Below are 22,112 nucleotides of genomic sequence, written 5' to 3'. Positions count from 1 at the left end.
TCCTTTAGCCGATTTTCACGACGGTGTCTGATAGGAATTCATGCTCTGGCACTTCTAAATTGGTCGGTGCCGGACCTTTTCTTATGCGCGCTGCAGTATCATAGTGCGAACCATGGCACGGGCAGAAATAGCCGCCATATTCGCCTTTGACTTCGCCCTGAGCGGCCCCCAACGGCACGCAGCCGAGGTGCGTACAAACGCCAAGAGTGATCAACCAGTTTTCTTTGCCCGCCGTTGTCCGGTCTGCCAGAGACTGGGGATCCCGAAGGTCGCCCAAATTCACTGCATTTGCATCAGCAATTTCTGCAGCGGTCAAATTACGAATGAAGATAGGTTGCTTGCGCCAGCTTGTCTTGATGGACTGGCCCACTTCAATTGCCGATATATCGACTTCAATCGACGCGAGAGCAAGAACGTCTGCGCTCGGATTCATCTGATTAACCAGCGGGAAGACGGTTGCCACCGCTCCGGCACCAGCGAAGCTCACTGCTGCGATATTGATAAAGTCCCGACGACGAACGCCGTCTTCTTCTGCGACTGCCGTTTCAGCTGTTTCAACCGTTGCCATGCAAACAAGCCCTATAGAATGGTTATACCCCTGACCGCCCGAACGTTCGACCCTGTTTTAGCAACAGGTTGAACAGGCAGTGAATTGCGCGCCTGATAGCCGCGAAGGATAGGGTTTGCCAACAGGGAATTTTAGATTGACCAAACATTCACTTCCCGCTCAAGGTGATCTCCTGATGAGGATAGCTTTGTATCAACCCGAGATCGCGGGGAATTTAGGAACAATATTAAGGACTTGCGCCTGCTTGAACGTCGCAGTTGATATTATTGAACCTTGTGGATTTCCGTTTAGTGATCGCAGTTTAAAACGTGCCGGAATGGATTATTTCGAGCATGTTGATTATACCCGCCACGCAGACTGGGAGACATTCCGGAAAACAGTCGATTCCCGCAACGCTAGGATTATCCTGCTTTCCAGCAAGGCAGATGCACCGCATTACGGATTCGCATATCGGAAAGACGATATTTTGTTGTTTGGATCCGAGGGATCAGGGGTTCCCCTAACTGTACATGAGCAATCTGATGGTCGAATCACAATCCCCATGAAACCCGGTATGCGCAGCTTGAACCTTGCCGTTTCCACTGGCATGGCTCTGGGTGAGGCTCTCAGGCAAACAGGACAATATCCAGAATGACGACACAATTGGACCATCAACAGCTCGCCGCCCAGACTTGGTTCAAGCAATTGCGTGACCAGATATGCGCCGAATTCGAGAAGATAGAATCAGAAGCTGGCAGCGATGCCAAGTTTGAATATATCCCCTGGGACCGCAAAAACCCTGACGGGAGTCCGGGCGGTGGCGGGACGCAAGGCAAAATGAACGGCAAGATTTTTGAAAAAGTCGGTGTGAGCATCTCGACCGTCGATGGCACGTTTAGCGAGGAATTTGCCAGTCAGATCAACGGTGCTGGCGAAGATCCCCGATTCTTCGCGACCGGGATCAGTCTGGTTGCCCATATGACAAACCCCCACGTCCCTGCCGTTCACATGAACACCCGCTTCCTTTGCACCACGAAACGCTGGTTCGGCGGCGGTGCGGACCTGAACCCGGCAATCGTTTACGGCGAAGACACCGAAGAATTCCACGCACGACTCCGGTCGGCCTGCGCGGCCCACAATCCGGAATATTATCCCCGCTTTAAGAAATGGGCAGATGATTATTTTTACATTCCCCATCGCAACGTACATCGCGGCGTTGGCGGGATATTCTACGATCATATCGAATTTGAAAAAGATGCCGACTTTGATCGCCATTTTGCCTTTACCCAGGACGTAGGCAAAGCCTTTCTGGACATATTCCCCAAGCTGGTGCGCAAACGCATGGATATGAAATGGGACGCAGAAGACAAACAGCAGCTTTTGGAATGGCGTGGCCGCTATGCAGAATTCAATCTGGTCTATGACCGGGGCACCACCTTTGGGCTGAAGACCGGTGGCAATGTGGACGCCATTTTGATGAGTCTTCCACCCGTAGCCAAATGGACGTAAAAAACTAAGCAATGGCAATTCAAGACGTTCCCAAGGGCCATGTCGCGACGATCATCAGCCATTTGGAGATACTCGAGAAACCCGCTCTCGTAGCAACTGATTCTAGCCTCAATTTGGCGCGTTGGCATGATCCAACCACGGACGAATATATCGATCTGTTTCGCAAGGTCGGAGAGCCATGGCTCTGGACCTCAAGGCTTTTGATGGACCAGATAGAACTCCAAAAAATCCTGCACGATCCGGCGATCGAAATTTCAATCATCCAGGATGACGGGAAGCCTGTTGGATTTATCGAATTGGATTTCCGGCAGGCTGGTCAATGTGAGATCGCATTTTTTGGTCTGGTGCCCGACTATAATGGGAAAGGCCACGGCCGCTGGCTGATGCAACAGGCGTTAGACCAAGCCTGGCGAGACAATATTGGAAGGGTCTGGCTCCACACATGTACCCAGGATTCTCCCCGTGCCCTGCCCTTCTATCAATATTCCGGGTTCAAAATATTTGCGCAGCAGTTCGACAGCATGGCCGATCCACGGCTATCCGGCCATTTGCCGAGAACAGCCGCACCACATGTCCCTATCTTCAGGTAAAAACGTCGTCTTTGATGGCTGTCTTGCCCGTCAATTGGATATAGATTGAAACTATCGCAACGCTAAGCACAAGCTGGAACGCCGTTCCTGTCAGCGCAGCGACAAGATTTTCAGCAAGCGGCAAGCCTGCGCCTCCAGAAACAAGGCCTGTTACGACGCCGGTAATAGCTTGCAACGCACCAATGGTGATCGTTCCGACAACGGCGATGATCAAAATGAAAAACATGATCGAGAAACCATTATTCTCGGTCAACGCCCAGCTTCGTTTGAGCAATTCGATAGGGTTGCGTTCGCCTTCATCGGAAATCACTGCAGGCACCAATATCAACCGGCAGGTAAGATAAAAGCCGGGCAGGATGAACAGAAAGAACCCGGGCAATGTGATGAGGCCGGTGAGCAAATTTGCTATCAGATAGATTATGAAAATTTTCAAAGCCGCCAGCAAGTCTTCGGCGACGGTGTTATTGCGCGAGGGAGCAATAGCGAAATAGATCGCGAGTCCGCCGAAACTGAGCACAAGATTCGATGCCATGATCGACAAGGCATTTTCGTTGAAATAGTCGGAATAAATGGCGATTAGTCCATTCAAGTCTTCGTCCCCGTTTAACACGGGTTGGGCGACAAATTGAGCGAATAATAATGTTGGCAGAAATAGAAATACGCCTGCAATCGCAAGGATTGCTTCTTTATGCGCGCCAAGAAGAGCCATCGCGCCAGTCCAGCATTGCATATAGTCCAGCTTCATATTTTTGCCCTCGGATAGATTTCTCTCATTCCCGCCCTTGCCACCCGGCCATCAAAAGTGCACGAAAATTTTATGAATGATCTTGATGATATTGAATGGCGGGTTTCGACTGACCAGATTCTATATCCAGACGCTCTTGCCGAAATGGAACAACGCAACGCTGCGGTTCAAGCGGGTGATTCCCAAGAGCTTATCTGGCTTATTGAACATCCTCCGCTTTATACAGCCGGCACAAGTTCGGATCCGACAGAATTGCTCAGTCAGGAATTTCCGGTTTTTGAAACGGGTCGCGGCGGCAGACATACGTACCACGGGCCGGGCCAGCGTGTCGGCTATGTTGTTTTAAACCTCAAGAAGCGCAATTCCGATGTTCGTGGGTTTGTTCACGCATTGGAAGACTGGGTAATCGCCGCTCTCGCCGAGTTTGGCGTCTCTGCGCGGGCCGTCGAAGGCCGGGTGGGAATCTGGTGCGATACACCAGATGGACAAGAGGCCAAGATAGGCGCAATCGGCATTCGAATCCGCAAATGGGTGACGATGCACGGCTTTTCGGTCAATGTTGATCCCGACCTCAGTCACTTCGGCGGCATCGTGCCATGCGGAATCAGTGAATATCCTGTGACCAGCCTTGCCCAACTGGGTATCGCGATAAAGCTTCGGGAGTTTGACGAAGCGTTGCAAAAAACGGTCGGCGGCTTTCTGAAAGCAATTGATCAGGCCTGAAGCAGGCCTATGCTGGAAACATCCATCCATAAAAACTTATAGGATAAGATCATGATCAAATTTACAAAAATTGCCGCACTCGCAGCGGTCGCATTGGCAATCTCCGCCTGTTCCGAGAAAGAAGCGCCTGAGGCCGCCGAAGTCACCGAAACCGAGATGGATGATATTGATGTCATTGATGGCACGATCAGCGACGAAATGGTCGATGTGGATGCGATTGAGGAATTGGACGCAGCAAGTTCGGAAGAAACAGAATCCGGCGAAGATGCGGCAGATACCGCGGAAGAATCCGAAGAATAATCCGTTAAGCGAGGCCGAGAATCTTGTGATTCTGTAAGGACAGACGCCATTTTGGATGGGCCTGCACAAACGCAATTGCCTGTTCAAGATGGTCCTTGCTCGCTCCGCTATCCTCAATTGCATCCTTTGGCTGTAGCAGGAGATTCGGGAAGCCCCAGCTTTCCATATCCTGCCAGTCGCTGCCATCTTGAGGCCAGACCAGTTTCAGTTCATCGCCGGTGCGTTGGACGGTTTCGCTTTGCGCCTTGGGGCTGATACAAATCCAGTCAATCGTCCGCGGTACTGCCAAAGTTCCGTTCGATTCAATGGCGATGAAGAAGCCTTCTGCATGCAGGGCATCGATCAGGTGCGAATCCACTTGCAGCATCGGTTCGCCACCGGTCAGAACCACAAACCGAGAATCCTTTTCACTGCCCCAGCGATCGGCAATTGCCTCGACGAGGGCTTCTGCGCTGTTAAAGCGCCCGCCCCCTTCTCCGTCCATCCCGATAAAGTCTGTATCGCAAAACTGGCAAATTGCTTCGGCACGATCCTTTTCTAGTCCGGACCAAAGATTACATCCTGTGAAACGCACAAAAACTGCCCGTCGCCCCGCCTGGACGCCCTCTCCCTGCAGGGTGAGGAACAATTCTTTGACTGCGTAGCTCATAAAGCCGCGTATCGCGTCGGATCGGATATTCCGGCGTCTTCAAAGCCTTTCTGGCGCAAGCGGCAGCTATCGCACAGTCCACAATGCAAATCGCCAGGCGCTGGATCATAGCAAGACCAACTCCATGCCGGATCGACGTTCAATCGCAAGGCTTCCTTCGCGATATCCGCCTTGGTCATATGTTGAAGCGGCGCGTGAATTTGAAACCCGCTACCCTGATCGCCGGCCTTGGTCGCGAGATCAGCCAATCTCTCAAACCCTTCGATAAATTCCGGACGACAGTCAGGATAACCGGAATAGTCCAAGGCATTGACCCCGATAAAAATATCCCGAGCATCCCTCGCCTCTGCCAACCCCAGGGTTAGCGATAGAAAGATCAAATTGCGTGCGGGGACATATGTCACCGGAATATCGTCGGTCACACCTGTCTTCGGAACATCAATATTGGCAGTAAGCGCCGATCCACCAAAACGGCCCAGATCCAGCGGCAACGTGATATGCTCCGTCACCGCCAGATTGGATCCAATTTGCTGCGCCGATTGCAGCTCTATTTTGTGGCGCTGATTATAGTCAATGGTGAGAGCAATGAGTCGATAGCCTTGCTCAGCAGCAAGCGCGGCCGACACCATCGAGTCCAGTCCGCCGGACAATAATATGATTGCTGTTTTTGATTCGGAAGTCATGATGCGCCCCGCTAAAGACCTTGACTGCGTGGTGCAAGTTTTGCGCGTAGTTTGCGCTTAACAACTGCCGGTGCGACGGCCTTCAACGCTAAAAGAGAATGGCGAATTGTCGACGAAACCTTGGGAGTGAATTTGCACCAAGCTGCTGGATTCACGTTTGATTTCAGTCACACCATAGCCTGCATTTCCGCACTTGTAGCGGACGCGAAGTTTCTTTGGGCTATTTTCAATCACGTAGCGGGTGCAGGCTGCATTGCCGTGTTGAACCTGCAATAGCAGCTCAGGATTGCCCAAGCATAGTTTTTGACCAGTATCGCTCGATCCACGTCCCGTCAGGGTCCATTCGCCCTGCGAAAGACCGTCAAGCACCGCCATTCCAGGGGTTTGAGCAGGCGCGGCAATCGCAAATCCCGAGAGAACGACGGCGGTCGCGCTGATGATTTTGATCAGTTTCAAGCGATGCATCGATAGACTCCCTTTCTCTAAACTTGTGTTTGCGGACCCGATTTTTACCAAACTAGCGCTCAATTGCGGCGAATATTGTCACAAAATACGGCAATCGATAGGAAGATTTGGACAATTCTGTAGAAATGCCACAATTCCGGTGACGATCAATTGTTCAAGCTGGCGCCCGTAATGGTGAAGATCCTGCTACAAAAGGCGCAGTCAATTGCGATATTCCCCTCTTCATCAACCATATCCTCCTTATCTTCTTTCGGGAAACGAGCTATCACGTCTCTGATATGGTCTTCATTACAGCGGCATCCCTTAACGCACGGTTTACCGCTCAAAAGCCTCACTTCATCGCTCTCGCTAAAAAGGCGCCAGAGAATATCTTCCAGAGTAAGAGCCACATTGGTCAGCTCTTCCGGCTGGATGCTGTTGCCCATGATATGGACATGCCCCCATTCGGGATGATCCATTTGTACATGAAGGCGTTCGCGATCTTCTTCCCCTTCAGGAAGATGCTGCACCAGAAGTCCGCCAACGGTGACGTCACCATTGGTTTCTTGCATGGCAACACGAATGAGCGTGGGGATTTGTTCCGATTGGAAAAAATAATTCTGCACCGCTTCGGCTAGGCTCGCACCTTCAAGCGGAACGATACCCTGATTTCGTCCTCCCGGTCCGGGCTGGTCGAAGGTGATCGCAAGATAACCCTTTCCAAACAAGGCCATCAGGCTGGGATCGATCGGCTGTTGTGCAAAGCGCTCCCTGTCAAAGTCGACATAACCGCGCAAAGCACCGTCTTTATAATCACAGGCCAGAAGATTGATGACGCCCGCTTCGGTTTGCGCCTGCAGGGTCAATTGAGATTGCTCATCTTTCAACAGCGCGCCTAGCATCGCGGTCAAACAAACAGCTTCTGCCAAAATGTCTCGAATGACCGGCGGGTAATCATGTGCTGATAATATACCGTCGATCGTCGAACTAAGTCGAACGACACGCCCACGACAATTTTTAGCCGGTATCGCGAATGACAATATACTGTCCGTTGCTTCAATCTCGATCATCAAATTTGGCCAAAGCACCAGCGCAGAACGGATTTTTGCGCGTGGATACGGTTTTCCGCTTCGTCCCAAACAACTGACTGCGGGCCATCTATGACCGAAGGCATGACTTCCTCTCCCCGGTGAGCAGGAAGGCAGTGGAGGAACAGCGCATCCGGCTTGGCCTGCTCCATCATCACGTCATTGACCTGATAGGGCATCATCGCCGCAAGCTTATCGTCTGCATGATCTTGACCCATCGACACCCAGGTATCAGTCACGACTACATCTGCTCCGGCTACCGCGCTATTTTCGTCCCGGTGGATCGTAATATTGGCGCCACTAGCTTGTGCTGCCTCAATGAACCGGGGATCAGGATCATAGCCTTCAGGACAACCGATACGGACATTGAACTTCATCAGGCCTGCCGCTTCAACGATACTGTTGAGAACATTATTGCCATCGCCCAGCCAAGCGACTTCAAGTCCGGGCAAGGCTTTGCCATGCTCAACCAGCGTCAGCAGGTCAGCGACAATCTGGCAGGGATGAGACAGATCGGTCAGTCCGTTGATCACCGGCACGGTGGCATTGGCCGCCAATTCCTCGATCTTCGCATGATCGTCCGTCCGGATCATGATGGCGTCACACATACGGGACAGGACCTTGGCAGTGTCCGCTACCGTCTCACCGCGCCCCAATTGCATGGATCCGCTATCCATCACGATACTGGTCCCGCCAAGTTGGCGAATGGCGATGTCAAATGATACGCGAGTCCGCGTACTGCTCTTTTCAAAAATCATCGCCAGGACATGATCTGCCAGCGGCTTGTCGGCATCCGGCCTGCCTTTCGGCCAGCTTTCCCGCGCAGCTTTGCGATCAATTGCCTCCGCAATCATGGCTGCAATGGCGTTTCCACCGGCATCGGCTAGATTCAGAAAATTCCGGTTCATGACGCTGCTGCCGCATAATCGGCTGCACCGGCAGATAGTTTCTCAATGAAGGTCGCAATATGGCTGTCATCGATAATAAGAGGTGGCAGAATTCTCAATGTATTGTCCCCTGCTGCAACGGTTAGCAGCCCATGGTTGTCACGAAGGTGTGCGACAAAAGACCGGGATTCCTGGGTCATCATGATGCCGAGCATCAAACCCTTGCCCCGCACCCCTTTAAACAGATTGGGATAATTGCCGATAAATTGCTCAATCGCTGCGCGTAGCTTGTCGCCGGTCAACCTTACATTTTCAAGAAATTCATCATTGGCGACCACATCCCAAACCGCGTTTCCAGCGGCCATTGCCAAGGGATTGCCACCATAGGTGGAGCCATGGGTGCCGACCACCATGCCGCGCGCCGCATCTTCTGTGGCCAAACATGCGCCTAACGGGAAACCGCCGCCAATTCCTTTGGCCGTTGCCAGAATATCTGGGGTAATACCGTATAATTCATGCGCATATAGAGCGCCAGTGCGCGCAACGCCGCACTGCACTTCGTCCAATGCCAGCAAGAAACCGTACTTGTCGGCAAGGTCACGAAGCCCCCGCATAAAGGCTTCCGATGCCGGACGCACGCCACCTTCTCCTTGAATGGGTTCGACAAGAAAGGCTGCGGTTTTATCTGTAATAGCCGCTTCTGCTGCTTCCAGGTCATCAAATTCTACATATTTGAATCCAGCCAGCAACGGCGAGAAGCCATGATGCATTTTTTCCTGATTGGATGCGGAGATGGTCGCCATTGTCCGGCCATGAAAGGCATTTTTGAACGTGATTATCTCGAACCGGTCACTGCCTGCCGATTGGTGATAGGCCCGTGCCGTCTTGATCGCGCATTCGACCGCTTCAGCGCCGCTATTGGTATAGAATATAGTATCAGCGAACGTAGTATCGACCATGCGTTGTGCAAATTTCTCTCCTTGCGGGCTGCCATAGAGATTGGACACATGCATCAGGGTCGCGGCCTGATCCTGGATCGCTTTGGTAAGATGCGGATGGCCATGGCCCAGAAGATTCACCGCGATACCGCTAGCAAAATCAAGCGCACGACTGCCATCTTCAGAAATAAGCCAAGCGCCTTCGCCTCGGACAGGACGAAAACCACACCGAGGATATACGGGCATAAGTGGGGTAATCGTCATCTTACTTTCCTTCCAAAAATAATCACAAACAAAATAGAAAAGGCGACCCGACTGGCCGCCTCCAAAGTTCCGAACGTCTTATATGCCTCTTCAGGAAGAGGGTCAATCGTAGTGAATTCCTAAATCAGAGCCTTACAACGCGCGCTTCGATGCTTCCCAATTTTGACCATCGAACTTGCGGATCGAAGGCTTCAACTCATGCCCTTCATCCAGACATTTATAATTGATACTCCAACTCTCGGGGTGAGAGCGCGGCTGATAGAAGCTTTTGACACCGCAATGCCGGCAAAAAAGATGATCCGCTTCTCCGCTACCGAACTTATAGCTCGTAAGATCGGCTTCGCCTTCCAAAAGGGTGAAATTTTCATGCCTCACGAACAGATGCAGATAGCCAGACCGCGAGCATATTGAGCAGTTGCAGTCGAGCATCTCTGGAGATGCCTCCACATCTGCTTGGAAACGCACAGCACCGCAGTGGCAAGAACCCGATATTTTCAGCATCGCCAATGTCGACAAACATGCGAGAGAAATTGCTGCATTGTCTATTCTACCGTCACCGACTTCGCGAGATTGCGCGGTTGATCGACATCTGTCCCTTTGGCGACTGCCACATGATATGAGAGCAACTGAACCGGCACAGCGTAGACAAGCGGTGCGATCAAAGGATGGACTTTCGGCATCTCGATTGTCGCCATGCAGCCGTCTCCGGCTTCCGCAATACCCTCTGCATCAGAGATCAACACGACCTTTCCGCCGCGAGCCATGACCTCTTGCATATTGGACACTGTTTTTTCAAACAACGGACCGGATGGCGCCAGCACGATGACGGGGACGGCCTCATCTATCAAAGCGATGGGACCGTGTTTCATTTCACCCGAGGCATAGCCTTCAGCATGAATATAGCTAATTTCTTTTAGCTTGAGAGCACCTTCAAGGGCGAGCGGGTAATCCGGGCCACGTCCAAGATACAGAACGTCACGGGCCGGAGCGATAAGATGCGCCATAGCGGCTATATCGTCATCATGGGCCAAAGCGGAGTTCAAGGCTGCGGGCGCTTCGGTAAGATGCTCGACAACCTCGCGCTCTTCATCTCGTGTCATTTTCCCCTTCACCACCGCCAAATGCGCAGCAAGTGCGGCCAGAACAGCGAGCTGACAAGAGAAGGCCTTGGTGGAAGCCACGCCTATCTCGGGACCAGCATGGGTGGGCAGAAGCAAGTCGGCTTCTCGAGCCATGCTGCTGGTCGGAACATTAACGACCACGGCAATTTTCTGGCCGTTATCTTTGCTGTGACGCAAGGCAGCCAGCGTGTCAGCCGTCTCGCCGGATTGCGAGATAAACAGCGCCAAGCCGCCTGGTTCCAGCACCGGATCACGATAGCGAAATTCAGATGCAAAATCCAAATCTACCGGCACACGTGCGAAGGTTTCAAACCAATATTTGGCGACCATCCCGGCATAATAGCTCGTCCCGCAAGCCACGATAGTGATCCGCTTGATATCGCGCAGGTCGAAATCCATCTGCGGTAGCGCCACTTGCTGTTCCAATGGACGGATATAGCTTTGCAGCGTTTGTGCGACGACGGTCGGTTGTTCGAAAATTTCCTTCTGCATGAAATGGCGATAATTGCCTTTTTCAATCGCCGCGGCAGAAACACCGGACGTTGTAACTTCCCGCTCGACAGGATTATTGCTCTCATCAAAAATTGCCGCGCCTTCTCGCGTGATGACAACCCAATCCCCTTCTTCCAGATAGGCAATCTTCTGGGTCAAGGGTGCGAGCGCCAAAGCGTCAGAGCCGAGGAACGTCTCACCGTCACCATAGCCGACCACCAAAGGCGATCCAAGCCGTGCACCGATCAGCATATCCGGGTGCGATCGAAAGGCAATGGCCAATGCGAACGCCCCGCGCAACGCAGGAAGCACAGCCTGCACTGCTTCTTCCGGTGATTTGCCTTGCTCAACCTGCTCGCTCACAAGATGTGCGACAACTTCGGTATCGGTCTCGCTCTCAAACGAGCGCCCTCGAGCGCTTAACTCTTCCCTAAGGGGTTTAAAATTCTCGATAATGCCATTGTGAACCAGCGCCACTTCACCGGTAGCATGGGGATGGGCGTTACTCGTGGTCGGCGCCCCGTGGGTCGCCCAACGCGTGTGCGCGATACCAATATTGCCAGCGGCATCATCATTTTTCAGCACAGACACGAGATTGGCAAGCTTTCCCTCTGCCCTGCGGCGGATCAACTGCCCGTCCAGCACCGTGCAGACACCCGCGCTATCATAGCCGCGATACTCCATTCGTTTCAGGCCATCAACGAGACGATCCGAGACCGCTTCTTTGCCAACAATTCCAATAATTCCGCACATGCTGTTTCGGGCTTTCTTCTAAAGGCTATAAGGAATCCGGATACCCGGCATCTCTGCCGGAAAATCCTTTGTATTTCGTGTAATAAAAATAGCGCCATTTACCTGCGCCGTGGCAAGGACATAAGCATCAAGAAGCTTCATGTTGCTGCGATAGCGGATATTGGCCGCAGCCGCAGCGATTCGTTCATCCAGCTCAACCATTTGAAACGGCGATAATAATTGCACCATTTTGCTTCGGGTTTCAATCGCTTCTCCAGACATTAGCTCAGTCCAGACGATGCGGCTGATCCTGTGCCGATTGTAACGAGACAGTTCCGCAATCGCCTGTGGCCGGTTTTTCAGCCAGTCGACGAGAATATTGGTATCAAAGAAAGGGTCAGACATTGCCGGTCAACTTGCCCCATTCCGGTCGGCACGAATATCCCTCTGAAATGCAACGCCGTCGGAAATGTCATCGCGCCCTTGCCAGTAACCGGCGCCATTTGCGATCCAGTCCGCCCCGGCTTTCGGACGAAAGGCCGCCACTGCATCGCGCAAAAGCTGGGCTCGCGACTTGCCCTGCTCGGCAGCGAGTGCGTCGAGCCACTTGATATCCTCTTCGGGCAAGTCTGCAAGAATTCGGGTCATTAAGGAGTTGATATCACTTTATGATATCAAGTGTCAATCTTGAATTTTTTGCTCCGTTCTCCAGCAAAAACGGAAACAAGACGCGCTCGGCAGTCAGAAAAGCTGGAAGCCAATTCCAAATGAGACTCGGTCTCAGCAGGCGCTAAATAATTTTACCTCCCAATCCGGTGAAAATAACCTCTATTTCCCGGCTTTCTTCTTTGCGCTCACTTCGTTAAACCGCTGAGCCCAACCATTTTTGGCAGTCTGCTCGGCCCGGACAAGGGCCAAATCACCGGCGGCAACATCTTTCGTCAGAGTAGCCCCTGCCCCAACTATCGCGCCATCGCCGATATTCACCGGCGCCACCAAGGCACTGTTTGATCCGATAAATGCGCCCTTGCCAATCACTGTCTTATATTTGAAATAGCCGTCATAATTACAGGTGATGGTCCCTGCCCCGATATTGGCACCCTCTCCGACTTCCGCATCACCGAGATAGGTCAAATGATTGGCCTTTGCGCCCTTGCCCAAAGTGGCTTTCTTCATCTCGACAAAATTGCCGACCTTGGAACTTTCTTCCATTATCGCACCGGGACGCAGTCGCGCAAAGGGGCCGACATTCGTTTTGGGACCAATAGTCGCGCCCTCAATATGGCTATGGCCATATATGTTCGCGCCGGAAGCGATGGACACGCCGGGTCCAAAAATCACATTCGGCTCGATGACGACATCAGCGGCGACTTTCGTATCATGCGAGAACCAGACCGTATCCGGAGCGATCAAACTGACGCCGTCGGCCATTGCTTGGTCGCGACGGCGCGCCTGCCATTCACCTTCGACTGCAGCGAGTTCCGCACGGCTGTTCACGCCAGCCACTTCGGCGGGATCATCCACTTCAATCACCGCGCTTTTCTGACCTGGCAACATAACGATATCCGGGAGATAATATTCGCCCGCGGCATTGTCGTTGCTGATCTGGTCGAGCAATATGAACAAGTCGGTTGAGCGGGCTGCCATCAGACCGCTGTTGCAAAGATTTACGGCGCGCTCCGCTTCATTGGCGTCCTTAAACTCGACCATTTTCTCGATCTCGCCCCGATCATCGGCAATGATCCGGCCATAGGCTCCGGCATTGTCAGGACGAAAACCCAGCACAACAGCGCGCGGTTCCGAGCCGTTGTTCAGACGAAAGATCATCTCTTGCATCGTATGGGCGCTGACCATCGGCACATCACCATAGAGGATCAGCACGTCGCCAGCGAAGCCTTTGAGTGCATCATGTGCCTGGGCGACTGCGTGGCCGGTGCCCAGCTGGTCTTCTTGGACGGCGATAGCGACATCACGGTCCGCGACACTTGCTTCGATTTGTTCACGTCGCGCGCCGACGACAATGACCGTGCGCTCTACACCGATGGAATCCACGGTATCGAGCAAATGGTGCAGCATTGGCTTGCCCGCAATCGGGTGTAACACCTTGTGCTTTTCCGATTTCATTCTCGTGCCTTGTCCGGCGGCTAGAATGATGGCGGCAAGAGGGCGAGTTGTCATTGAGTCACTCCGGAGAAATTGGAATATTGGCGGCTCTAAATGGCCATTTGCAGCGGCTCATGCCATGCAAATCATGGTTAAGCCAGCCCGATTGTCTGAATTTTAGCGGGCTCATTTTGCTGGGTTCCCGCCTTTGCGCCACTTGGTCCAAAGATGCCGAGCCAACATCATCGGCGGCATACGCAACCAGTGCGAGCGCACGTAAAAGGCAAACCGCGTAAATTTTCGTGTTTCCCTGCCATATCCGTCACGCGCGAGAAGCCGTCGCATATAGAGAGAGTCAGAGAATTTTGGATTCTCTGCCCGGCTATCGGGAATTGATGTTCGATATATTCGAGCCGCAAGCCGCGTCGCCCTGCCCAATGCGGCTTCTAGCCCATGGAGTTTCGCGCGGCGATCGACCTCTAGCCAAAAGCCTTCATCCGCATCCGAAAACTCCTTAATCAATAGGTTGATATCCCAAAGGTTCCGCAAACCGCCAGCCAGATCACCGTCCGCAAACAAATGCGCAATCGAATGGAGCAGCATGTCGGCAGGCGCCATGACATAAAGCCCGTCATTCAATCGAACCGCACTCTCCAGCATTGCATTGGCGTCCGGCTCAGGCCCAGCAGTTAAAGGCAATGTCGTGTGATGGACATCGATCATACGATCACGCTCTCGGTGAATTAGCGGCGGCAATTCATGCATATGATCGCGATAATATTGATCGTCATAGGGATCAGGCTTGACCCACTCCCAGCCTGCATCAAGCAGCGCGGCTTCGACAAAGGGCAAATCGGACCGTTCGACCATGATATCGAGGTCGCCGATGCTCCGGCCTACTCCAGCGGAGAGATTGTCAGCGACATAGGCGGTGCCCTTCATCAGGACGACTTTGCCCGGATAGTCAGCCAAAGCCCTGTCGGCACAGTCCGCTTCCCACAAGGCCTGTTGCCGCGCAAGATCATGCGCCTCTATCGCATCTTGCAACACCGCGCGGACCCGATCCGGGACGCGGACATCCTTTAACCGATGGGCAAGCGAACCGATGAGCGATTCTGCGCGCGCGATGCTGATCAATTGTGTCCATTGCTCTCCGTCAAAAGACGCAACACTTTCCGGTTCCCGCAAGGCGTGGATCAAGACAAGAGCATCCCGCATCATAGCAATTTGCTCCAGAGGCTTTCGATCAACTCTTCCGCTTGATCCGTAGACTGATAATCCATCGCCTGGGTCGGAACCTGATCGACAAATTTGGTCAGCGCCCGAAAACCGGCCTCGCCCAATGCGACATAATTGGTCGAAGCCTGAGTCAGTCGCACGAAGATTTCCGCCTGGCCCATATCGCGCAATTCCGGCGCATAGCCGAACCGGGGAAATAGCAATAAGGCGGGCTTGGCGGGGTCGTCCATCCCCGAAATCGCGTTCTGCGGGGGCACAAGGTGACGGATGTCTCCCTTGGGCGTATCCCTCATTTCTGGCCCGAAACGATCAGCGGGCACTACGTCCTGCATTGCTTTGATGGCTTCGTTTTTCAGGCTTATCAAACGTGGAAAAGGCGTAATATTCCCGCTCTCCAGGCAAAGCAAAGCAAATTCATCCCCCATGAATCGCCATCCTCTCTCTGCCAGCATCGCTGACAAGGTCGATTTGCCTGAACCGGAAAGACCGGTCATCAAAAGCGCTTTGCCATCCTTTTCTACGCTGCTGGCATGGAGCAGCAAATGCCGGCGCCAGCCCAACGCCATCTGGAGGTTCATACCCATTTCGGCAGCCAGTAGGCTCTGTGCCAGAGGCAAAGGCGCCGCATCAGGAAGCCAGAAATCACCACCGATATGAACCGACGGGCGGATCAATTTACGCCAGGGCTTCTCCGGCTCCAACCGCACCGTAAAATCTGCATTTTCAATATTTGCGGTCGGATAGGCTTGGTAGAGTCTGGTCAATTGATCCAATGGCTGTCGCCATGACGACGCAATACGGAAAGCTGCAGGCCCGACTTTCAGGGATATTTGATGCATTCCGCTCATGCGCCCGATACTCTGGACACTAGCCCCAAGGCGGACAGTTCTTCCAAACGGGCAAGAATGATATTTTCCGAGTCAGCATCCGACTCGATATCGAACATTGAATGCATCTTGTCCGCAATTTCAGGAGCCGTAAGGACGGCGTCCTCCATAGCCTCCAGGATCGCCGGCGCAGGATCAGCCAGCATATGCGTTATCCCGGACGGCCGATGAAACAACAGCATCATGCTGTCCAGCCCGTGCCAGATCAGATCATCTTTAGCCGCAGCCCGATATTTTGGGGTCATGATGGATTACCTGCGATTCTGGTATGACAAACCAGTCTGATAGCAGGCAAATGTTAAAATTCGTCCGGAATTTTAGCGGGGCATTTGCAGAGAAGCATAGCAGGTGAAGCCGCTCTGACCGGATTGCAGCCTACGGATGTAATTTACATAGGCTTGGGACTGGTCGTAAGATGTGCCCGGCAGCGTCCGGCCATTCATCGCACGCCGCACTTCTTCACCGGTAAAATTGCGACCTGCAGCCGGGAATGCACCCGGCGTGTCAGCTGAAACCACCGAACCATCAGGCGCGATAAACCCTCCGCCAGCATGATTTCCAGGAACCGGAATCTCACAGTTGAGAACAGACCCTGCGGTCTGGGCCAAAGCAGGCTTGATACTTACAACAGCGGAAGCGGTCACCGCGCCCATCATCAAGGCGCGACGGCGGGTTACAATCCCGTTGTTCTGGTCGGCATTGGCTGCGTTTTCAGATGGAAGCTTATCTTTCATCGATTTTCTGTCCCTGACAATCCTTGCTTCAGATATCTGTCCTTAAGCAAAATTCTGGCGAAAAGCGAGTAAACAGTCTGTCCTCGCTCCCACAGTCTATAAACGGGACATAGACAAGGAAATTGTTAAAATACTCTATGCAATTCGCTTCCCGTTTTGACGTCACAAAATATTCCCATTGCCGAGCTATCTCTGCACCGCCTAAATGACCAATATGAAAACCATAGAGTCGATCCAGTGACGTCAGTTTCTCCCCTACGATTGCTTGTTGCTTTGATGCTCGTTCTGGGTGGCGCCTTTTTGGCGAGCTTGCTGCCTCAATCCGGACAACAATTTCTTATGATGGCGGTGGCGGGAACGACGGCCCTTTTCTTGGTTTTGCAAAACCCACCTGCACCGGCAACACCAGATTCTGGCGCCTTGGAACGGCAGCGCAAGCAGATTTTATATCAAGGGCGCTGGGAGGCATATCAAGATATTATCGACCCGATAACTGACCCTATCATTTTGATTCGCAATGCAAAAGTTGCTGCAGCAAATCCAGCAGCCGGCACCATCCTCGGCGATCATATTGTTGGAGAGGACGTGCGAATTGCCATTCGCCATCCCGCCGCCGCAGATCGGCTAGCCAATCCAAATGCCCGGCACACGGGGGAACCGATTCTCTTGGTCGGTGTTGGCAGCACCGCACAAAGATGGGAACTGCGGATACATGCTCTGCAAGATGGATTGAAACTGGTCCAGCTTTCGGATCGCAGCAGCCATTATGCCGCTGAGAGAATGCGGACAGATTTTGTCGCCAACGCCAGCCATGAATTGCGCACACCACTTGCAGCGATAAAGGGCTTTCTGGAAACGCTCGAGAATCCAGATGCAGGCAAGGATGATGAAACACGATCTCGTTTTCTGAAAATCATGTTTGACGAAGCAGATCGGATGCAGCGCCTGATCGAAGACTTGATGTCCCTTTCTCGAATCGAAGCCGAGAAATTCGAGCTGCCATCCGACAAGATTGATCTTGGCGATCTCGTAGCAGAGGCGCGCAATTTTTACATCAATAGCCGCGGCAAAAAGGAGGAGGACATTCTGGTCAACGTTCCTGCCGACATTCCCTCGGTACAAGGCGATCGTGCCCAACTGTCGCAGGTCGTAAACAATTTGCTCAGCAACGCTTTCAAATATGGAAAAAATGGCACACCGGTAACGATTAATCTAACGCCCAATATGTCAGGAACCATGGTCTCGCTGGCTATAAGCGATCAGGGAGAAGGCATTGCTCCTGAACATATCCCTCGCCTGACGGAACGATTTTATCGAGTCGATAAAGGACGCAGCAAGTCGATTGGAGGCACTGGACTGGGGCTTGCTATCGTCAAACATATTTCGGAACGGCACGGCGGACGAATGGAAATCACAAGCGAAGTCGGAGTCGGATCTACCATGTCCGTTCTTCTTCCCGTCGCTGACGTTTCGCAGGACCGTCAAAGCGAGGAGACGGAATCAGCGTGAATTGTCCTGTGGACCAAACAAGGTCACAGCACGTTGTCACAAAACCGTAACATATCTGTAATGATCAAGACATTCAGTCAGACTAAAGGCCGGTTCATCAGGTTTGAGTTTGGATTTGGCGTTTTCCGCCGCAAATCGAGCACATACAAATTGGGGATATTTTCATGTTAAGAAAACTTGCTGTCCTAGCGATCGCTTCTCTCACTGTATCTGCCTGTCAGGATCAGGCTTCCGGCGGCCAGGGCGGCACCAGAAGCGAAATTCGGATTGTCGGATCATCGACCGTATTCCCTTTTGCCAAAGCAGTTTCTGAGCAATTCAGCGTCAACGGCGCCAACTCATCCCCAATATTGGAATCTACCGGAACAGGCGGAGGCATGAACCTCTTCTGCGCTGGCGTTGGCGCGGACACACCGGACATCGCAAATGCCTCGCGTCGAATCAAATTGACCGAATTGGAATTGTGCCAAAGCAACGGCGTCACCGACGTAGTTGAAGTGCAAATTGGGATCGATGGTATCGCCATTGCCCAGGCAAATAATGGCGCCTCCTTCTCCCTGACGCCGGCCCAGATTTACAAAGCAATCGCGGAACGCCCTTTCGGTACAAAAAATACCACCGAAAAATGGTCAGACATCGACCCATCCCTGCCCGATCTCGCGATTAGTGTTTATGGACCACCATCGACATCAGGCACGCGTGATGCGTTGACGGAGCTGATCATGGAAGTCGGCTGCATCACGGATCCAGCAACAAAGGCGCTCAAGGATAGTGATAAAGCGGAATTTGACGCTGTTTGTCATGAAGTAAGAGCCGATGGCGGCTATATTGATGCCGGAGAGAATGACAATCTGATTGTCCAGAAACTCAAAGCCAATCCCAATAGCGTCGGCATCTTCGGATATAGCTTTTTGGAAGAAAATCTGGACAGCGTTCGCGGCATCGCAGTTTCTGGCGTTGCTCCGACCTATGACGCCATTGCATCCGGTGAATATCCAGGAGCCCGCCCGCTCTACATTTACGTGAAAAAGCAGCATGTCGGCGTGATCCCGGGCCTGCAGGAATATTTGATGGAATTCATCAACGCAGGAACGCCTGACGGCTATCTGGTCAAAGCCGGCCTGATTGCATCGCCTGATGATATTCGCGAGAAAATGACCACAGTGGTTCGCGACATGACACCCCTCGCGATTGGCGAACTTAAGTAGACGCTTCGCAGCGTAGTCTTCTTTGATGAATTTAGTGCAGGGATCGAACCCAATATTGTGACCAGTGCAACGCTTCTATTCCTCGTCCTAGGCTTGGGCCTTGTCGCATGGTTTTTTGGACGCCTGAAAGCGGCATCCTTGCAGACCAATAGCAAAAGCTCCCGGTCTGCTCTGCATTCCTTGCCCAACTATCATGGCTGGTATGTTGCTCTTTGGGCTATTTTGCCGGCGGCCATTTTCATGGTTGTCTGGACCATGGCGAGTCCCACCTTGATCACCGATGCCGCGCTCACCAGTCCCGCCGCGGCGCAATTGCCACAAGGTGGCTTTGCCAGAGCGGCAATTCTATCCGAAGCGCGCGCAATTGCTTATGGCAATCAGGTCAACGCATTTAACCCGTTGTCCCAATCTATGGTTGAACCCTATCGCGATGCCATCTCCTATTTTCAGATGATCGGAGCCGTCGCGGCCCTTCTCATGGTGTTTGCCTGCGGCGTCTTTGCTTGGTTGCAGATTAAACCGGATCTCAGAGCCCGAACAAAGATAGAGCGCGTGACAATGCTGGTTCTATTGCTCGCATCGCTAATTGCCATCATCACCACGGTCGGCATTTTTCTGTCGCTGGTTTTTGAATCGGCCCGCTTCTTTTCCATGGTATCGCCGATCGACTTTCTGTTCGGCACAGAGTGGAACCCGAAAGCAGTTGCTGGCCCTCGAGGCGAAACCGGATTTGGCGCCATCCCGCTTTTCTGGGGTACGGTATTCATCGGGGCAATCATTGCCATGATCGTCGCAATTCCGCTCGGGTTAATGAGCGCTATCTATCTGACTCAATATGCTCCGGCAAAATTCCGCACCTGGATGAAGCCCATATTGGAGGTCCTCGCCGGCGTACCCACCGTGGTCTATGGTTATTTCGCGGCATTGACAGTGGCACCTACGCTGCGTGATTTCGCCGTTTCCATTGGTATTTCTAGCGCGTCTTCTGAATCGGCTCTCGCAGCGGGTGTCGTTATGGGCATCATGATCATTCCGTTCGTGTCTTCGATGGCTGATGACAGCATTGCGGCCGTTCCCAGCGCGATGCGTGACGGTTCCTTGGCAATGGGTGCGACAAACAGCGAAACCATCAAGAAGGTTCTTATTCCAGCAGCCCTTCCCGGCGTCGTTGGCGGCGTGTTGTTGGCGGTTAGCCGAGCGATTGGCGAAACGATGATCGTTGTTATGGCCGCCGGTCTCGCCGCGAACATGACCGCTAATCCGTTCTCCAGCGTCACGACCGTCACCACTCAGATCGTGCAGTTGCTGACGGGTGACCAGGAATTTGACAGTCCCAAAACCCTAGCGGCCTTTGCCTTGGGTCTCGTCCTGTTCATTGTCACCTTGCTGCTCAACCTCATCGCCTTGCGCGTAGTCAAGAAATACCGGGAAGCTTATGAATAGTTTAGCCGACACAAAGCGCCGCCCGACCGATTGGCAAGGCGCCGAAATGCAGAAGCGTATCGCGGGCCGCTATGCTGCAGAACGGCGATTCAAAGCTATGGGCATGGCCGCTATCATGCTGTCCGTTAGCTTTCTGGCGTTTCTGCTGGTGGTCATGGTGGGCAACGGGTTCCTTGGTTTTACGCAAACCGAACTGCCCGTAGAAATCGATTTTCCAGCAGCCACCGGTGGTGCATCTCCGAGTCAGTTTGAAGGTCCCAACGCCAACGCCAATTTACAGGTCATGGGATTGCGCGATATCGTCGATAGCAGCATTGAAATCCAGTATGGCCAGAAGGGTACAGACCTATTCTCGCCTGGCGGCTGGACGGCGGTCAACGCCGAGATCCTGAGCAACCCAGAAATTGTCGGGCAAAAAACCACCGTGTATTTGCCGGTCGTTTCCGATTTGGACGTTGCCTATAAGGGGGAAGGCAATCCCGAATCTGAAAAGAAAGTTGCCGAACTGGGTGATCAGCTTTCAACTGGGTTTAACTGGAATTTTCTGGGCAATTCGGATGCCACCGATCCCATGCAAGTGGGTATTTGGGGGGCTTTCAAAGGTTCCCTCATAACCATGATAGTGACCTTGTTGCTGGCTTTTCCCGTTGGTGTCCTCGCCGCGCTATATCTTGAAGAATATGCGCCAAAGAACCGACTAACGGACTTGATCGAAGTATCGATCAACAATCTTGCCGCGGTGCCATCGATCATCTTTGGTCTGCTTGGCCTAGCGGTGTTCCTGAACTTTTTCGGCATGCCCAGATCAGGCGCGCTAGTGGGTGGCCTGACACTGGCCTTGATGACCATGCCGGTCATTGTCATTTCCGGGCGCAATGCGGTCAAGTCGGTTCCACCATCTATTCGCGAAGCCGCTCTGGGAATCGGCGCAAGCCCGCTGCAAGTGGTATTCCATCACGTCCTGCCCTTGGCTCTGCCCGGCATTCTGACCGGCACGATTATCGGCATGGCCCGGGCGCTCGGCGAAACGGCACCCTTGCTTATGATCGGCATGCGGGCTTTCATTGCCACGCCACCCAGCAGTATTACCGACCCGGCGACCGTGTTGCCGGTCCAGATTTTCCTGTGGTCGGACGAAGTCGATCGTGGATTTGTTGAGAAAACATCAGCGGCCATCATCGTGCTGTTGCTTTTCCTCCTGACCATGAACGCACTGGCCATCTACCTGCGCAATCGCTTTGAAACCCGCTGGTAGATATCCCAATGAACGACGATCA

The 22,112-nt window shown here is 52.9% G+C and carries 26 protein-coding genes; 9 read left to right on the top strand and 17 right to left on the bottom strand.

What is annotated here, in order from left to right; genetic code table 11:
• Positions 1-4: 4 nt before the first annotated feature.
• On the bottom strand, positions 5-568 hold the full coding sequence (petA, locus tag ABJV08_RS11125; protein WP_348039556.1) for a ubiquinol-cytochrome c reductase iron-sulfur subunit: 564 nt from the start codon (positions 566-568) through the stop codon (positions 5-7).
• A 175-nt stretch (positions 569-743) separates the two neighbouring features.
• Between petA and ABJV08_RS11120 the strand changes: the two genes are divergently transcribed.
• The 3 genes from ABJV08_RS11120 to ABJV08_RS11110 are packed head-to-tail and all read left to right on the top strand — an operon-like array spanning position 744 to position 2,646.
• Positions 744-1,202: a tRNA (cytidine(34)-2'-O)-methyltransferase gene (locus ABJV08_RS11120; RefSeq protein ID WP_348039600.1), complete on the top strand. Its 459-nt coding sequence runs from the start codon at positions 744-746 to the stop codon at positions 1,200-1,202.
• A complete protein-coding gene (gene hemF, locus ABJV08_RS11115) occupies positions 1,199-2,056 on the top strand; it encodes an oxygen-dependent coproporphyrinogen oxidase (RefSeq protein ID WP_348039555.1) in 858 nt (285 codons plus the stop codon). Before ABJV08_RS11120 ends, hemF begins: the two co-directional genes overlap by 4 nt.
• 11 nt (positions 2,057-2,067) lie before the next feature.
• Positions 2,068-2,646: a GNAT family N-acetyltransferase gene (locus tag ABJV08_RS11110; protein ID WP_348039554.1), complete on the top strand. Its 579-nt coding sequence runs from the start codon at positions 2,068-2,070 to the stop codon at positions 2,644-2,646.
• Here ABJV08_RS11110 and ABJV08_RS11105 read toward each other — a convergent pair.
• A complete protein-coding gene (locus ABJV08_RS11105) occupies positions 2,639-3,391 on the bottom strand; it encodes a hypothetical protein (protein WP_348039553.1) in 753 nt (250 codons plus the stop codon). The two genes, ABJV08_RS11110 and ABJV08_RS11105, sit on opposite strands and share 8 nt — an antisense overlap.
• 72 nt (positions 3,392-3,463) lie before the next feature.
• Between ABJV08_RS11105 and lipB the strand changes: the two genes are divergently transcribed.
• Positions 3,464-4,114, top strand: a complete 651-nt coding sequence (gene lipB, locus ABJV08_RS11100) for a lipoyl(octanoyl) transferase LipB (protein WP_348039552.1) — start codon at positions 3,464-3,466, stop codon at positions 4,112-4,114.
• Positions 4,115-4,165: 51 nt separating this feature from the next.
• On the top strand, positions 4,166-4,414 hold the full coding sequence (locus ABJV08_RS11095; RefSeq protein ID WP_348039551.1) for a hypothetical protein: 249 nt from the start codon (positions 4,166-4,168) through the stop codon (positions 4,412-4,414).
• 4 nt (positions 4,415-4,418) lie between these two features.
• Here ABJV08_RS11095 and queE read toward each other — a convergent pair whose 3' ends face one another.
• From queE to ABJV08_RS11020, 15 genes are all read right to left on the bottom strand, one after another.
• Positions 4,419-5,063 carry a 7-carboxy-7-deazaguanine synthase gene (queE, locus tag ABJV08_RS11090; RefSeq protein WP_348039550.1) on the bottom strand — a complete coding sequence of 215 codons (645 nt, stop codon included), beginning with the start codon at positions 5,061-5,063 and terminating at the stop codon, positions 4,419-4,421.
• The gene (gene queC, locus ABJV08_RS11085; protein ID WP_348039549.1) at positions 5,060-5,746 is read right to left on the bottom strand and encodes a 7-cyano-7-deazaguanine synthase QueC; all 687 of its coding nucleotides are present in this window, start codon (positions 5,744-5,746) and stop codon (positions 5,060-5,062) included. The genes queE and queC overlap by 4 nt, the downstream gene beginning before the upstream one ends.
• A gap of 57 nt (positions 5,747-5,803) precedes the next feature.
• Positions 5,804-6,211 (bottom strand): hypothetical protein, encoded by a 408-nt coding sequence (locus tag ABJV08_RS11080; protein WP_348039548.1) that lies wholly within the window; start codon positions 6,209-6,211, stop codon positions 5,804-5,806.
• Positions 6,212-6,357: 146 nt separating this feature from the next.
• Positions 6,358-7,260, bottom strand: coding sequence for an Hsp33 family molecular chaperone HslO (locus ABJV08_RS11075; protein ID WP_348039547.1), 903 nt, complete (start codon positions 7,258-7,260; stop codon positions 6,358-6,360).
• The gene (argF, locus tag ABJV08_RS11070) at positions 7,260-8,186 is read right to left on the bottom strand and encodes an ornithine carbamoyltransferase (RefSeq protein WP_348039546.1); all 927 of its coding nucleotides are present in this window, start codon (positions 8,184-8,186) and stop codon (positions 7,260-7,262) included. Before argF ends, ABJV08_RS11075 begins: the two co-directional genes overlap by 1 nt.
• Positions 8,183-9,367 (bottom strand): aspartate aminotransferase family protein, encoded by a 1,185-nt coding sequence (locus ABJV08_RS11065; RefSeq protein WP_348039545.1) that lies wholly within the window; start codon positions 9,365-9,367, stop codon positions 8,183-8,185. The genes argF and ABJV08_RS11065 overlap by 4 nt, the downstream gene beginning before the upstream one ends.
• 132 nt (positions 9,368-9,499) lie before the next feature.
• The gene (locus ABJV08_RS11060) at positions 9,500-9,832 is read right to left on the bottom strand and encodes a GFA family protein (protein ID WP_348039544.1); all 333 of its coding nucleotides are present in this window, start codon (positions 9,830-9,832) and stop codon (positions 9,500-9,502) included.
• 77 nt (positions 9,833-9,909) lie between these two features.
• Positions 9,910-11,733 (bottom strand): glutamine--fructose-6-phosphate transaminase (isomerizing), encoded by a 1,824-nt coding sequence (gene glmS, locus ABJV08_RS11055; RefSeq protein WP_348039543.1) that lies wholly within the window; start codon positions 11,731-11,733, stop codon positions 9,910-9,912.
• Positions 11,734-11,751: 18 nt separating this feature from the next.
• Positions 11,752-12,117, bottom strand: coding sequence for a type II toxin-antitoxin system VapC family toxin (locus ABJV08_RS11050; RefSeq protein WP_348039542.1), 366 nt, complete (start codon positions 12,115-12,117; stop codon positions 11,752-11,754).
• Between the two features lie 6 nt (positions 12,118-12,123).
• Entirely contained in the window at positions 12,124-12,360 is a 237-nt protein-coding gene (locus ABJV08_RS11045) for a ribbon-helix-helix protein, CopG family (protein WP_348039541.1), read from the bottom strand.
• 180 nt (positions 12,361-12,540) lie between these two features.
• Entirely contained in the window at positions 12,541-13,890 is a 1,350-nt protein-coding gene (glmU, locus tag ABJV08_RS11040; RefSeq protein ID WP_348039540.1) for a bifunctional UDP-N-acetylglucosamine diphosphorylase/glucosamine-1-phosphate N-acetyltransferase GlmU, read from the bottom strand.
• 111 nt (positions 13,891-14,001) lie between these two features.
• On the bottom strand, positions 14,002-15,033 hold the full coding sequence (locus tag ABJV08_RS11035) for a nucleotidyltransferase family protein (protein WP_348039599.1): 1,032 nt from the start codon (positions 15,031-15,033) through the stop codon (positions 14,002-14,004).
• Positions 15,033-15,893: an HprK-related kinase A gene (locus ABJV08_RS11030; protein ID WP_348039539.1), complete on the bottom strand. Its 861-nt coding sequence runs from the start codon at positions 15,891-15,893 to the stop codon at positions 15,033-15,035. The genes ABJV08_RS11035 and ABJV08_RS11030 overlap by 1 nt, the downstream gene beginning before the upstream one ends.
• A 5-nt stretch (positions 15,894-15,898) precedes the next feature.
• A complete protein-coding gene (locus ABJV08_RS11025; protein ID WP_348039538.1) occupies positions 15,899-16,186 on the bottom strand; it encodes an HPr-rel-A system PqqD family peptide chaperone in 288 nt (95 codons plus the stop codon).
• A gap of 72 nt (positions 16,187-16,258) precedes the next feature.
• Positions 16,259-16,675 (bottom strand): hypothetical protein, encoded by a 417-nt coding sequence (locus ABJV08_RS11020; protein WP_348039537.1) that lies wholly within the window; start codon positions 16,673-16,675, stop codon positions 16,259-16,261.
• A 276-nt stretch (positions 16,676-16,951) separates the two neighbouring features.
• Between ABJV08_RS11020 and ABJV08_RS11015 the strand changes: the two genes are divergently transcribed.
• The 4 genes from ABJV08_RS11015 to pstA all read left to right on the top strand — a co-directional run bounded on the left by ABJV08_RS11015 (position 16,952) and on the right by pstA (position 22,090).
• Entirely contained in the window at positions 16,952-18,184 is a 1,233-nt protein-coding gene (locus tag ABJV08_RS11015; RefSeq protein ID WP_348039536.1) for an ATP-binding protein, read from the top strand.
• A gap of 164 nt (positions 18,185-18,348) precedes the next feature.
• Positions 18,349-19,392: a substrate-binding domain-containing protein gene (locus ABJV08_RS11010; protein ID WP_348039535.1), complete on the top strand. Its 1,044-nt coding sequence runs from the start codon at positions 18,349-18,351 to the stop codon at positions 19,390-19,392.
• Positions 19,393-19,449: 57 nt separating this feature from the next.
• Positions 19,450-20,835 (top strand): phosphate ABC transporter permease subunit PstC, encoded by a 1,386-nt coding sequence (pstC, locus tag ABJV08_RS11005; protein WP_348039534.1) that lies wholly within the window; start codon positions 19,450-19,452, stop codon positions 20,833-20,835.
• Complete coding sequence (pstA, locus tag ABJV08_RS11000) at positions 20,828-22,090, top strand: phosphate ABC transporter permease PstA (RefSeq protein ID WP_348039533.1); 1,263 nt, start codon at positions 20,828-20,830, stop codon at positions 22,088-22,090. The genes pstC and pstA overlap by 8 nt, the downstream gene beginning before the upstream one ends.
• The last annotated feature ends 22 nt before the right edge of the window (positions 22,091-22,112 follow it).

This window comes from Parasphingorhabdus sp., from assembly GCF_039982395.1.
Classification (GTDB): domain Bacteria; phylum Pseudomonadota; class Alphaproteobacteria; order Sphingomonadales; family Sphingomonadaceae; genus Parasphingorhabdus.
Note: the sequence above shows the minus strand (reverse complement) of the source record. Positions and strands in the feature narration are given on the sequence as shown.

Bases quoted from the DNA above. Each gene is read 5' to 3' on its own strand.
- petA (WP_348039556.1), bottom strand. From the start codon at position 568: ATGGCAACGGTTGAAACAGCTGAAACGGCAGTCGCAGAAGAAGACGGC.
- ABJV08_RS11120 (WP_348039600.1), top strand. From the start codon at position 744: ATGAGGATAGCTTTGTATCAACCCGAGATCGCGGGGAATTTAGGAACA.
- hemF (WP_348039555.1), top strand. From the start codon at position 1,199: ATGACGACACAATTGGACCATCAACAGCTCGCCGCCCAGACTTGGTTC.
- ABJV08_RS11110 (WP_348039554.1), top strand. From the start codon at position 2,068: ATGGCAATTCAAGACGTTCCCAAGGGCCATGTCGCGACGATCATCAGC.
- ABJV08_RS11105 (WP_348039553.1), bottom strand. From the start codon at position 3,391: ATGAAGCTGGACTATATGCAATGCTGGACTGGCGCGATGGCTCTTCTT.
- lipB (WP_348039552.1), top strand. From the start codon at position 3,464: ATGAATGATCTTGATGATATTGAATGGCGGGTTTCGACTGACCAGATT.
- ABJV08_RS11095 (WP_348039551.1), top strand. From the start codon at position 4,166: ATGATCAAATTTACAAAAATTGCCGCACTCGCAGCGGTCGCATTGGCA.
- queE (WP_348039550.1), bottom strand. From the start codon at position 5,063: ATGAGCTACGCAGTCAAAGAATTGTTCCTCACCCTGCAGGGAGAGGGC.
- queC (WP_348039549.1), bottom strand. From the start codon at position 5,746: ATGACTTCCGAATCAAAAACAGCAATCATATTATTGTCCGGCGGACTG.
- ABJV08_RS11080 (WP_348039548.1), bottom strand. From the start codon at position 6,211: ATGCATCGCTTGAAACTGATCAAAATCATCAGCGCGACCGCCGTCGTT.
- ABJV08_RS11075 (WP_348039547.1), bottom strand. From the start codon at position 7,260: ATGATCGAGATTGAAGCAACGGACAGTATATTGTCATTCGCGATACCG.
- argF (WP_348039546.1), bottom strand. From the start codon at position 8,186: ATGAACCGGAATTTTCTGAATCTAGCCGATGCCGGTGGAAACGCCATT.
- ABJV08_RS11065 (WP_348039545.1), bottom strand. From the start codon at position 9,367: ATGACGATTACCCCACTTATGCCCGTATATCCTCGGTGTGGTTTTCGT.
- glmS (WP_348039543.1), bottom strand. From the start codon at position 11,733: ATGTGCGGAATTATTGGAATTGTTGGCAAAGAAGCGGTCTCGGATCGT.
- ABJV08_RS11050 (WP_348039542.1), bottom strand. From the start codon at position 12,117: ATGTCTGACCCTTTCTTTGATACCAATATTCTCGTCGACTGGCTGAAA.
- ABJV08_RS11045 (WP_348039541.1), bottom strand. From the start codon at position 12,360: ATGACCCGAATTCTTGCAGACTTGCCCGAAGAGGATATCAAGTGGCTC.
- glmU (WP_348039540.1), bottom strand. From the start codon at position 13,890: ATGACAACTCGCCCTCTTGCCGCCATCATTCTAGCCGCCGGACAAGGC.
- ABJV08_RS11035 (WP_348039599.1), bottom strand. From the start codon at position 15,033: ATGCGGGATGCTCTTGTCTTGATCCACGCCTTGCGGGAACCGGAAAGT.
- ABJV08_RS11030 (WP_348039539.1), bottom strand. From the start codon at position 15,893: ATGCATCAAATATCCCTGAAAGTCGGGCCTGCAGCTTTCCGTATTGCG.
- ABJV08_RS11025 (WP_348039538.1), bottom strand. From the start codon at position 16,186: ATGACCCCAAAATATCGGGCTGCGGCTAAAGATGATCTGATCTGGCAC.
- ABJV08_RS11020 (WP_348039537.1), bottom strand. From the start codon at position 16,675: ATGAAAGATAAGCTTCCATCTGAAAACGCAGCCAATGCCGACCAGAAC.
- ABJV08_RS11015 (WP_348039536.1), top strand. From the start codon at position 16,952: ATGCTCGTTCTGGGTGGCGCCTTTTTGGCGAGCTTGCTGCCTCAATCC.
- ABJV08_RS11010 (WP_348039535.1), top strand. From the start codon at position 18,349: ATGTTAAGAAAACTTGCTGTCCTAGCGATCGCTTCTCTCACTGTATCT.
- pstA (WP_348039533.1), top strand. From the start codon at position 20,828: ATGAATAGTTTAGCCGACACAAAGCGCCGCCCGACCGATTGGCAAGGC.